The sequence below is a fragment of the Embleya sp. NPDC025285 genome (genome assembly GCF_055558835.1).
In genome coordinates this window covers 1-10,453 of sequence record NZ_JBVHLU010000194.1, presented here as the reverse complement: position 1 = coordinate 10,453, position 10,453 = coordinate 1, and the positions used below count along the sequence as shown (strand labels likewise).

Annotated in this window: 9 protein-coding genes; 8 read left to right on the top strand and 1 reads right to left on the bottom strand. The window is 71.5% G+C overall.

Going from position 1 to position 10,453, the window contains the following annotated elements; translation table 11 throughout:
• Nucleotides 1-288 precede the first annotated feature (288 nt).
• Nucleotides 289-1,122, bottom strand: coding sequence for a class I SAM-dependent methyltransferase (locus ACZ4FV_RS50620; RefSeq protein ID WP_395862798.1), 834 nt, complete (start codon nt 1,120-1,122; stop codon nt 289-291).
• A gap of 312 nt (nt 1,123-1,434) precedes the next feature.
• Between ACZ4FV_RS50620 and rpsA the strand changes: the two genes are divergently transcribed.
• The 8 genes from rpsA (at nt 1,435) to coaE (ending at nt 10,279) form a co-directional block, all read left to right on the top strand.
• Nucleotides 1,435-2,922, top strand: coding sequence for a 30S ribosomal protein S1 (rpsA, locus tag ACZ4FV_RS50615; protein ID WP_078977653.1), 1,488 nt, complete (start codon nt 1,435-1,437; stop codon nt 2,920-2,922).
• Nucleotides 2,923-3,126: 204 nt separating this feature from the next.
• The gene (locus ACZ4FV_RS50610) at nt 3,127-4,428 is read left to right on the top strand and encodes an MFS transporter (protein WP_402231697.1); all 1,302 of its coding nucleotides are present in this window, start codon (nt 3,127-3,129) and stop codon (nt 4,426-4,428) included.
• Complete coding sequence (locus ACZ4FV_RS50605; protein WP_402231695.1) at nt 4,418-5,467, top strand: TolB-like translocation protein; 1,050 nt, start codon at nt 4,418-4,420, stop codon at nt 5,465-5,467. The genes ACZ4FV_RS50610 and ACZ4FV_RS50605 overlap by 11 nt, the downstream gene beginning before the upstream one ends.
• 332 nt (nt 5,468-5,799) lie before the next feature.
• Complete coding sequence (locus ACZ4FV_RS50600; protein WP_395862547.1) at nt 5,800-6,363, top strand: phosphatase PAP2 family protein; 564 nt, start codon at nt 5,800-5,802, stop codon at nt 6,361-6,363.
• A gap of 4 nt (nt 6,364-6,367) precedes the next feature.
• A complete protein-coding gene (locus tag ACZ4FV_RS50595; protein ID WP_395862548.1) occupies nt 6,368-7,345 on the top strand; it encodes a decaprenyl-phosphate phosphoribosyltransferase in 978 nt (325 codons plus the stop codon).
• Nucleotides 7,338-8,723, top strand: a complete 1,386-nt coding sequence (locus tag ACZ4FV_RS50590; protein WP_395862550.1) for an FAD-binding oxidoreductase — start codon at nt 7,338-7,340, stop codon at nt 8,721-8,723. The genes ACZ4FV_RS50595 and ACZ4FV_RS50590 overlap by 8 nt, the downstream gene beginning before the upstream one ends.
• 51 nt (nt 8,724-8,774) lie before the next feature.
• On the top strand, nt 8,775-9,530 hold the full coding sequence (locus ACZ4FV_RS50585; RefSeq protein ID WP_402231693.1) for a decaprenylphospho-beta-D-erythro-pentofuranosid-2-ulose 2-reductase: 756 nt from the start codon (nt 8,775-8,777) through the stop codon (nt 9,528-9,530).
• A gap of 149 nt (nt 9,531-9,679) precedes the next feature.
• Nucleotides 9,680-10,279, top strand: coding sequence for a dephospho-CoA kinase (coaE, locus tag ACZ4FV_RS50580; RefSeq protein WP_395862554.1), 600 nt, complete (start codon nt 9,680-9,682; stop codon nt 10,277-10,279).
• Nucleotides 10,280-10,453 lie beyond the last annotated feature (174 nt).

Sequence of the window (10,453 nt, the reverse complement as noted above, 5' to 3'; positions counted from 1 at the left end):
GCGAGGCGCCGCCTTTTTTCTCGGAGGAGCGAAGCGGGGGAGAGAAAAAAGGCGGCGCCTCGCGAGCCGGCGACAAAGTCGCCCAACAAGCAGCAACGCCCGCGCCGCGACTCCGCCCGCCCGTCCGGCTCTGCTCACGACCCGCTCCGTGCCCCGGGCAGCTCCGGGCCCCGCGCAGCTCCGTGCCCCGTGTTCCGCGCCGCTCCGGCCTCGTCCCCCCGCAGCTCCGGGCCCCGCGCCGCTCCGGCCCCGTGCCCCCCGCAGCTCCGGGCCCCGCGCCGGGCCCCCTCACCCCTTCCCGCACACAAAGATCGCCGTCCCCGGCAACAGCCGACCCCGCAGCGGGCTCCACCCGCCCCACACCGAGTCCAGGCCCTCCGGCCACTCCGGCTCCACGATGTCCGTCAGCCGGAACCCCGCACCGACCACCTCGCGCACCCGGTCACCGAGCGTGCGGTGTTGCTCGACGTAGGTCGCCCGCCCGGTGTGGTCCTGCTCGACGTACGGCGTCGTGTCGAAATACGACGTCACCGCGGTCAGCCCCTCGGGCCCCGGCTCGTCCGGGAACGCCCAACGCACCGGGTGGGTGATCGAGAAGACCCACCGCCCGCCCGGCCGCAACACCCGGAACACCTCGCGCATGATCCCCGCGCCGTCCGGACTGAACGGCAGCGCGCCGTACGCGGAGAACGCCAGGTCGAAGCTCTCGTTCGCGAACGGCAGACGCGCCGCGTCGGCCTGTACCACCGGTACCCGGGTGCCGTGCTCGACGTCGAGCCGGCGCGAGTGCTGGAGCTGGCGCAGCGACAGGTCCAGCGCGATCGGGAAGGCGCCACGCGCGAGCAGCCGGCGCGAACACTGCGCCGCGCCCGCGCCCACCTCCAGCACGCTGCGTCCTTCGACCGGCCCCAACAGCCCCGCCCGGTCCTCGTCCAGCCCCTCCGGGCACCACGTGAAACGCGCGTCGCCGAGGAAGTCGCCGTGCTCGACCTGATACTCGTCCGCGTTGGCGTCCCACCACTGCCGGCCCGCGCGCACGCTCTCCACCAGGCCGACCTTGCGCCGCACCGCGTCGTCGTCGGCGTCGTCGAGGTCGTCGGGGTCGACGAACCGGGCCGCCATCGCGTGCGGGTCGGGGGAGAGGGGGCGGTTCACGATGCTCCAGGGACTGCGGGCGGGCACGGACGCGCGTAGGGTACTCCCTCCGGGACGTCCCGGTTGACCCCATGCATCCCGTGCGCGTTGACCGCACCCGGTCGGCCCCGTATGCTGCAAGTTGCGCCGCGGGCCTGCGTGAACTCAGACGGAGCAGGTCGCGCTCACCTTTGTCGATCCCACGCCATCCTCTTGCATGGTCGCGGGCGTCGGGGGCGAAACCGGGTCCACAAGCGTGTTTGAAAACGACTTCTGTCCGTACCCGGAGCCCTTACCCACATGACGAGCAGCACCGAGGCCACGCCCAGCACCACCCCGCAGGTGGCGGTCAACGACATCGGCTCCGAGGAAGACTTCCTCGCAGCGATCGATGAGACGATCAAGTACTTCAACGACGGCGACATCGTGGATGGCGTGATCGTCAAGGTCGACCGGGACGAGGTCCTGCTCGACATCGGTTACAAGACCGAAGGCGTCATCCCGTCCCGCGAGCTTTCCATCAAGCACGACGTGGACCCCCACGAGGTCGTCACTGTCGGTGACCACATCGAGGCCTTGGTTCTCCAGAAGGAGGACAAGGAAGGCCGCCTGATCCTCTCGAAGAAGCGGGCTCAGTACGAGCGCGCTTGGGGCACCATCGAGAAGATCAAGGAAGAAGACGGCATCGTCACCGGTACCGTCATCGAGGTCGTCAAGGGTGGTCTCATCCTGGACATCGGCCTCCGCGGCTTCCTCCCGGCCTCGCTGGTCGAGATGCGTCGTGTGCGTGACCTCCAGCCGTACGTGGGCAAGGAGCTCGAAGCCAAGATCATCGAGCTGGACAAGAACCGCAACAACGTGGTCCTGTCCCGCCGTGCCTGGCTCGAGCAGACCCAGTCCGAGGTGCGCCAGACCTTCCTCACGACCCTGCAGAAGGGTCAGGTCCGCACGGGCGTCGTGTCCTCGATCGTCAACTTCGGTGCGTTCGTGGACCTCGGCGGCGTCGACGGTCTCGTGCACGTCTCCGAGCTGTCCTGGAAGCACATCGACCACCCGTCCGAGGTTGTCGAGGTCGGCCAGGAAGTCACCGTCGAGGTGCTCGACGTGGACATGGACCGCGAGCGCGTCTCCCTGTCGCTGAAGGCGACCCAGGAAGACCCGTGGCAGCAGTTCGCCCGGACGCACCAGATCGGCCAGGTCGTTCCCGGCAAGGTCACCAAGCTCGTTCCGTTCGGTGCGTTCGTCCGCGTGGACGAGGGGATCGAGGGTCTGGTCCACATCTCCGAGCTGGCCGAGCGCCACGTGGAGATCCCGGAGCAGGTCGTCCAGGTCGGCGACGAGATCTTCGTCAAGGTCATCGACATCGACCTCGAGCGTCGCCGCATCAGCCTCTCGCTGAAGCAGGCCAACGAGGCGTTCGGCGCGGACCCGGCCACGGCCGAGTTCGACCCGACCCTCTACGGCATGGCCGCGACCTACGACGACGCGGGCAACTACATCTACCCGGACGGCTTCGACCCGGAGACCAACGACTGGCTCGAGGGCTTCGACAAGCAGCGCGAGGAGTGGGAGAAGCAGTACGCCGACGCCCAGGCGCGCTTCGAGTCGCACCAGCAGCAGGTCGTCAAGGCCCGCGAGGCCGAGGCCGAGGCCGTGGCCGGCGAAGCCGCGGGCGCGTACTCCTCGGGCGGTGACGACGAGGTCGAGGCCGACACCACCGGCGGCGCCCTGGCGTCCGACGAGGCCCTCGCCGCGCTTCGCGAGAAGCTGGCGGGCGGCCAGAGCTGACCTCGGTCCGCTCGTGCCGGACGCGGTGTTCGAACCGAAGGGTTCGAGCCGAAGTGTTCGACTGATCCGCCGGTAGCGATACCGCCGGATGCGAAGGCCCCATCTCCCTTCGGGGAGGTGGGGCCTTTCGGCTTTTCCGGTGGGAGCGCGCGAACGGGACTAGGGTCGGGGACGGTCACACGGCAGCCGGGGGAGGGTGCGGGGGTGTACGTCTCGTCCGGACGTCCGGAGGCGGCGACCGAGGCGGCGACCGAGCCGGGGAGCGGGCGGGTCGGGTCCGCGGCCGGCGTGGTGGTCACCGGCAATGTGATCGCGCTCGGCATGGTCAGCCTGGTCACCGACGTCTCCTCGGAGATGGTCACCGCGGTGATGCCGGTCTACCTGGTCACCGGGCTGGGCCTGACGATGCTTCAGTTCGGCTTCCTGGACGGCCTGTACTCCGGCGTCACGGTCTTTCTGCGGCTGGTCGGCGGCCATCTCGCCGACCGCTTCGCCGCGCGCAAGCACGTGGCCGTGGTCGGCTACGGGATGTCGGCGGTGGCCAAGCTCGGTCTGCCGCTGGCCGGCGCCTCGGTGCCGGGCATCGGCGCGGTGCTGGCCGCCGATCGCGCGGGCAAGGGGCTGCGCACCGCGCCCCGGGACGCGCTCATCTCGCTCTCCAGCAGCCCGCAGGCGCAGGGCCGCGCGTTCGGCGTGCATCGCGCGCTGGACACCGCCGGGGCGTTCACCGGCCCGCTGGTGGCGTTCGCCATCCTGGCCGCGGTGGGCACGGCCTACGACGCGGTGTTCGTGGTGAGCTTCTGCGTGGGCCTGGTCGGCGTCGCGATGCTGGTGCTGTTCGTCCGCGACCATCGCGATCCGATCGAGCACAAGCCGGGTTGGCGGGACGGGATACGGCTGTTGCGGGATCGGCCCTATCGCCGGCTGTGCGTGGTCGCGGCGGCGCTGGGCCTGGTCACGGTCAGCGACGCGTTCGTCTATCTGCTGCTCCAGCACCGGTTGGAGATCGAGCCGCACTGGTTCCCGCTGCTCCCGCTGGGCACCGCCGGGGTCTATCTGGTGCTCGCGCTGCCGCTGGGCCGGCTCGCCGACCGGGTGGGTCGGCGGCGGGTGTTCCTGGCCGGGCACGGCGTGCTGTTGGCGGCCTACCTGCTGCTCGGCGGCCCGCTCGGCGGGGTCGGGCTGCTGATCGCGGTGCTCGCCCTGCACGGGGTGTTCTACGCGGCGACCGACGGCGTGCTCTCGGCGGCGGTGGGCGCGCGGTTGCCCGCGACGGGTCGCGCGGGCGGGCTGGCCGTGGTGCAGACGGGGCAGGCGATGGGCCGCTTCGCCTCGTCGATGATCTTCGGCGCGCTGTGGACGGCGTGGGGGCCGGCCGCCGCGATCCGCGTCCTCGCGCTCGCGCTCGCGGTGGCGCTGTTCGGCTCGGCCCTGGCCCTCGCGGGTGGTCGGGTGCGCCGGGCCGGGCGCGCGGGACGGGCACGGGAGGTGTCCGATGTCCGTTGACGCACCGGTGAAACCGGCCGTCACCAAGGCGCGCGTGGTGATCTTCGGGTTGGTCCTGGTCCTGCTCGCGGGGATCGCGGTCGTCTACACGCTCTACGCGGTCCGGCGCGAGGACGAAAAGTTGCACGGCGGCTCCGGTACCGCGCCGGGCGGGCCGCCGTTGACCCTGGCCGGCGCGCCGAGGTTGCTGTTCCGCAGCACCGAGTCGGGTCCGGGGTACGGGCACCTGGCCACCGTCGCGGCGGCCGATCCCGGCGGGCCGCGCACGGTGGGCGAGCGCTCGTGCGACCGGGTCTACGCGGCCGGCGGCACCGCGGTGTGCCTGGCCGTCGAGGGCGGGATCACCAGGACCAATGTGGCCCTGGTGCTGGACGCGAACCTGCGCCAGGTGCGCCGGGTCGAGCTCGCGGGCACGCCCAACCGGGCGCGGGTGTCGGCATCGGGCCGGATGGCCTCGTGGACGGTGTTCGTGTACGGCGACTCGTACGCGTCGATGACCTTCTCCACCCGCACCTCGGTCCTGGACACTCACACGGGTGAACTCGCCGCCAATCTGGAGGACTTCACCACCACCCGGGACGGCAAGGAACTCACGTCGCCGGACCGCAACTTCTGGGGCGTCACCTTCACCGCCGACGACAACACGTTCTACGCCACGCTGTCCACGAACACCTCCGGCCGCACCTACCTGGTCCGCGGCGACCTGCGGGCGCGCACCATGACGGTGCTGCGGGAGAACGTCGAGTGCCCGTCGTTGTCGCCGGACGGCACCCGCCTGGTGTTCAAGAAGAAGGTCTCGCAGAGCACGCGCAACCCGTGGCGACTGCACGTGCTCGACCTGGCGACGATGCGCGAGACGCCGCTCGCGGAGACCCGCAGCGTGGACGACCAGGCCGTGTGGCTGGACGAACGCACCATCGGCTACGGACTGCCGACCGGGTCGGCGGCGGCCGGCGACGTGTGGTCGGTGCCGGCCGACGGAAGCGGCGCGCCGGCGCGGATCGTGGCGGGCGCCTTCTCGCCGGCGCCGCTGAATTGACTTCTCCGGGGGCGCGTTGCGCGTATCGCTCCGGCGTCGCGCAGGCTGCGGGTCTGCCACAGTTCCGTCACGAAAGGCCCACCTCGTGGTGCGCCCGCCGCATGTTTGGCAGCGTCGGTGCGGGAGCGAGGAAGCGTGGGCCCGGCCGACGGGCGCCGCAACGGGTCGGCGAAGCGCCGGCGCCGGGTTCGCGTACCCTGACTCATTGGTGCCATGCGCCGGGCTCGTACGGATGTGGCCCGTGGGGCGGTCGGGAAGATCGCCGAAGCACGTAGGCCCCCGGACTTCGGGGCAGGGCGCCCATTCGACTTGCGGTAGGAATGAGGATATCGATGGCCTTTGGTGGAGCGTTCGCCACCGGGCAGGTAGTCAAGACGGTGGGCGCGTCCGACGTCGCCCTGTACCGCGGGGTGCGCGGGCGCACCGGGCACCCGGTGGTCCAGCGCACGAGCAAGGCGCTGTCCTTCGCCGGCGAGCACGCCGGTGTCTGGCTCGCCGCCGGTCTGGTCGGCGCCGCCGTGGACCGGGGCCGTCGGCCCGAGTGGCTGCGGGCCACCGCCACGGTCGCCGGCGCGCACGTGGCCAGCATGGTGGTCAAGCGCGTGGTGCGCCGCCCCCGGCCGGCCATACCGGGCCTGGAGCCGACGGTGCGCACCGCGGGCCGGCACAGCTTCCCGTCCTCGCACTCGGTGTCCTCCGCCGCCGCCGCCGTGGCGTTCCACGGCCTGTTGCCCACCGCCGTCACGGGTACGGCCGCCGCTGCGACGTGTTTCTCGCGGCTCGTCGTGGGCGTTCACTATCCGTCCGACGTGGCCGCGGGCGCGACCATGGGGCTCGCGGCAGGCGGCTTGGGCCGCGCCTGGGCTCGTCGCGCAGAGCGTCCGAAGGGGTTCTGAGGTCTTGAGTACATCCGAAGTCGAATCGCCGATCGAGTCGAGTGAGGCCCTGGTTCCGGCCGCGGTCGACGCCGCCCCCGCCCAGGCCCCCGCGCGCCCACCGCGCGGGGGACTCGCGGGCGGCCTGCTGAAGTTGGCCCGGCCCAAGCAGTGGGTCAAGAACGTGCTCGTGTTCGCCGCGCCACTGGCGGCCGGGCGGCTGGACGAGGGCTACGTCCTGGGGCACAGCGCGATCATGTTCGCGCTGTTCTGCCTGGCCGCCTCGGCGATCTATTACATCAACGACGCGTTCGACGTCGAGGCCGACCGCGAGCACCCGACCAAGCGCAACCGCCCGATCGCCTCCGGCGTGGTGCCGGTCAAGCTCGCGTGGGTGCTGGGACCGCTCCTGGGCATCGCCGCGGTCGTGCTCGGGGTGCTGCTGTGCAACCCCGGGACCGCGCTGGTGCTGGGCCTGTACGTGGTGCTCAACGTCGCGTACTGCTTCTCCTTCAAGCACGTCGTGGTGCTCGACCTGGCCATGGTCGCCTCCGGCTTCCTGTTCCGGGCGATGGCCGGCGGTACCGCCTCCGAACTGCCGCTGTCGCGCTGGTTCCTGCTGACCGCGGGCTTCGGCTCGTTGTTCATGGTGGCCGGCAAGCGCTACTCGGAGATGGTCCTGATGGGCGAGGAGGCGGCCAAGACGCGCGCCTCGCTGGCCAATTACTCGATCACCTACCTGCGCTTCGTGTGGCAGATGGCGGTGTCGGTGACGCTGCTCACGTACTCCCTGTGGGCATTTCAGATTCCCGAGGGCGATTCCACGCTCGCCTGGCACCAGTTGTCGCTGATCCCGTTCGGCTTCGCGTTCCTGCGCTACGCGGTGTACGTGGACGCCGGAACCGCCGGGTCCCCCGAGGACGTTCTTCTCAAGGACAAGGTCCTCGTCGGCCTTGGCTTCGCCTGGCTTCTCACCTTTGTTCTGGGAGTTTTCCATGTCTGACGGCCCGTCGGCCGACGTACGACCAACCGCTCGGCGGGTCGGCCTGCACGGTTGGGGGCGCACCGCTCCCACCTTCGCCGACGTCGTGCGCCCCACCACCCGCGATCAGGTGGTGACCGCGTTGGGGCAGCGCACCTCGCGCGGCGTGATCGCCCGCGGCCTCGGCCGCTCGTACGGCGACCCCGCGCAGAACGGTGGCGGCACCGTCCTGGACATGACCGGGCTGGACCGGATCCTCGCGGTGGACCTCGAGCGCGGCCTGGTCACCTGCGAGGCCGGGGTGAGCCTGGATCGGCTGATCGAACTGTTCGTGCCGTTCGGGTTCTTCGTGCCCGTGACCCCGGGCACCCGGCAGGTCACCGTGGGCGGCGCGATCGGCGCCGACGTGCACGGCAAGAACCACCACGCGGACGGCAGCTTCTGCAACCACGTGTTGTCCATCGACATGCTGATGGCCGACGGCACCGAGCGCACCATCACCCCGCAGGGCGACCCGGAGCTGTTCTGGGCCACCGCCGGCGGGATGGGCCTGACCGGCCTGATCCTGTCCGCGACCATCCGGATGACGCCCATCGAGACCTCGCTCGCGTCGGTGGACACCGACCGGACGAAGAACCTCGACGAGGCCATGGCGCTGATGGCCGAGACGGACGAGAAGTACACGTACACCGTCGCGTGGCTGGACTGCCTGGCCAAGGGCCCCAACCTCGGCCGCTGTGTGCTCACGTGCGGCGAGTTCGCCGCGCTCGACGACCTGCCCGCGAAGAAGCGCCGGGACCCGCTGCGGTTCAGGACCGGCTCGTTGCTGACCGTGCCGGACGTGGTGCCGGGCCGGCTGCCGAACAAGCTCACCATGGGTCTGTTCAACGAGCTGTGGTACCGCAAGGCGCCCAAGCACAAGGTCGGCCAGCTCCAGTCGATCACCGCGTTCTTCCACCCGCTCGACCTGGTCCAGGAGTGGAACCGGGTGTACGGGCGGACCGGCTTCCTCCAGTACCAGTTCGTGGTGCCGTTCGGGCGCGAGGACGCACTGGTCAAGGCGGTCGAGACGATCAGCGCGCACGGCGCGCCCTCCTCGCTCACCGTGCTCAAGCGCTTCGGCCCCGGCAACGAGGGCTTCCTGTCCTTCCCCAAGCCGGGATGGACGCTCACGCTCGACTTCCCGACCAACACCCCGGGGCTGGCGCGGCTGCTCAAGCAGCTCGACGAGATCGTGCTGAGCAACGAGGGCCGGTTCTACCTCGCCAAGGACTCGCGGATGGACCCGGCCGACCTGGCCCGGATGTACCCGCGTCTGGAGCGGTTCCGCGAGGTGCGCGCCAAGGTCGACCCGGACGGGATCTTCGTCTCCGACCAGGCCCGCCGGCTCGGGCTCTGATCCACCCCTCTTCCGTCTACTTGTGAACCACGCTCTTGTGAAGGACGCACCGTGAAAGACGCCTTGGGCGCACCGCAGTCCCTGCTCGTTCTCGGCGGTACCTCCGAGATCGCGCTGACCACGGCCCGCGCGATGGTCGCCGAGCGGGTTCGGCGGGTCGTGCTCGCCGGCCGCCCCTCCGCCGCGCTGGACGCCGCCGCCGAGGAACTGCGCGGCCTCGGTGCCTCGGTCGAGGTGGTCGGGTTCGACGCGGCCGAGACCGACGACCACGAGAAGACCATCGACGAGGTGTTCGCGGCGGGCGACATCGACGTCGTCCTGCTCGCCTTCGGGGTGCTGGGCGACCAGGAGGCGGACGAGAAGTCTCCCGCCGCCGCCGCGCGCGTCGCGCAGGTCAACTACGTGGGCGGCGTCTCGGCCGGGCTGGCGGCGGCGAACGCGCTGTCCCGGCAGGGCCACGGCGCACTCGCGGTGATCTCGTCGGTGGCCGGCGAGCGGGCCCGCAAGTCCAACTTCATCTACGGCTCGACCAAGGCCGGCCTGGACGCGTTCGCCCAGGGCCTGGGCGACAAGCTGCACGGCACCGGCGTGCACGTGATGGTCGTGCGGCCCGGCTTCGTGAAGACCCGGATGACCGAGGGCCTGCCGGACGCGCCGCTGGCGACCACTCCCGAGGTCGTCGCCGAGGCCATCGTCAAGGGCCTGCGCCGCAAGTCCTCGGTGGTCTGGGTCCCGGGCCAGTTCCGCTTCGTGATGTCCGCCCTGCGCCACGTCCCCCGCCCGATCTTCCGCAAGCTCAACATCTGACCCGCCCCGCGTCGTCGCGGCCGAGCCCGTCCCGGTGTGTCCTGGGCGGGCTCCCGTGTGCTCGGGAGCGGCGCCCTTCTACCCTGGAACCGCCTGGCCTACCGTGGCCCGGTTCCGGTTCCACCCGAAGAACGTACGAGGGGCGCGGCATGGGCAGCAGGGGCAATGTCGGGCTTACCGGGGGGATCGGGGCCGGGAAGAGTGAGGTGGCGCGGCGGCTGGCGGAGTTGGGTGCCGTGGTGATCGACTCGGACCGGATCGCGCGTGAGGTGGTGGCGCCGGGGACGCCGGGGCTGGCGGCGGTGGTGGCGGAGTTCGGCGAGGGGGTGCTGTTGCCGGACGGCTCGCTGGATCGACCGGGCCTGGGCCGGGTCGTGTTCGGATCGCCGGAGCGGTTGGCCGCGCTGAACGCGATCGTGCACCCGCTGGTCGGCGCCCGGGCGGCGGAGTTGACGGCCGCGGCCGGCGAGGACGCGGTGCTGGTCAACGATGTGCCGCTGCTGGCGGAGAACGACCTCGCGAAGCTGTACGACCTGGTCGTGGTCGTGGACGCGGCGCCCGAGACCCAGCTCGACCGGCTGGTCCGGCTGCGGGGTATGCCGGAGGCGGACGCTCGGGCCCGGATGGCCGCGCAGGCCTCTCGGGCGCAGCGGTTGGCCGTGGCCGATGTGGTGATCGACAACGACGGTCCGCTGTCGGCGCTGGAGCCGCAGATCCTGGCCCTGTGGGAGCGGCTGACGGGCGACTGAGGCCGCGGTCGCGCCCTGGTCGGCTTGATCGGTGTACCCGCCCGCTCCACTGGTTGTGTCCGGCGCGGAGGCCGCCGGCACGTTACGACCTCGGGGGGGGGGGGGGGGGGGGGGGGGGGGGGGGGGGGGGGGGGGGGGGGGGGGGGGGGGGGGGGGGGGGGGGGGGGGGGGGGG

What these genes read in the sequence shown, in the direction of transcription:
- ACZ4FV_RS50605 (WP_402231695.1), top strand. Translation starts at nt 4,418, where the DNA reads ATGTCCGTTGACGCACCGGTGAAACCGGCCGTCACCAAGGCGCGCGTG.
- rpsA (WP_078977653.1), top strand. Translation starts at nt 1,435, where the DNA reads ATGACGAGCAGCACCGAGGCCACGCCCAGCACCACCCCGCAGGTGGCG.
- ACZ4FV_RS50590 (WP_395862550.1), top strand. Translation starts at nt 7,338, where the DNA reads ATGTCTGACGGCCCGTCGGCCGACGTACGACCAACCGCTCGGCGGGTC.
- ACZ4FV_RS50620 (WP_395862798.1), bottom strand. Translation starts at nt 1,122, where the DNA reads ATGGCGGCCCGGTTCGTCGACCCCGACGACCTCGACGACGCCGACGAC.
- ACZ4FV_RS50600 (WP_395862547.1), top strand. Translation starts at nt 5,800, where the DNA reads ATGGCCTTTGGTGGAGCGTTCGCCACCGGGCAGGTAGTCAAGACGGTG.
- coaE (WP_395862554.1), top strand. Translation starts at nt 9,680, where the DNA reads ATGGGCAGCAGGGGCAATGTCGGGCTTACCGGGGGGATCGGGGCCGGG.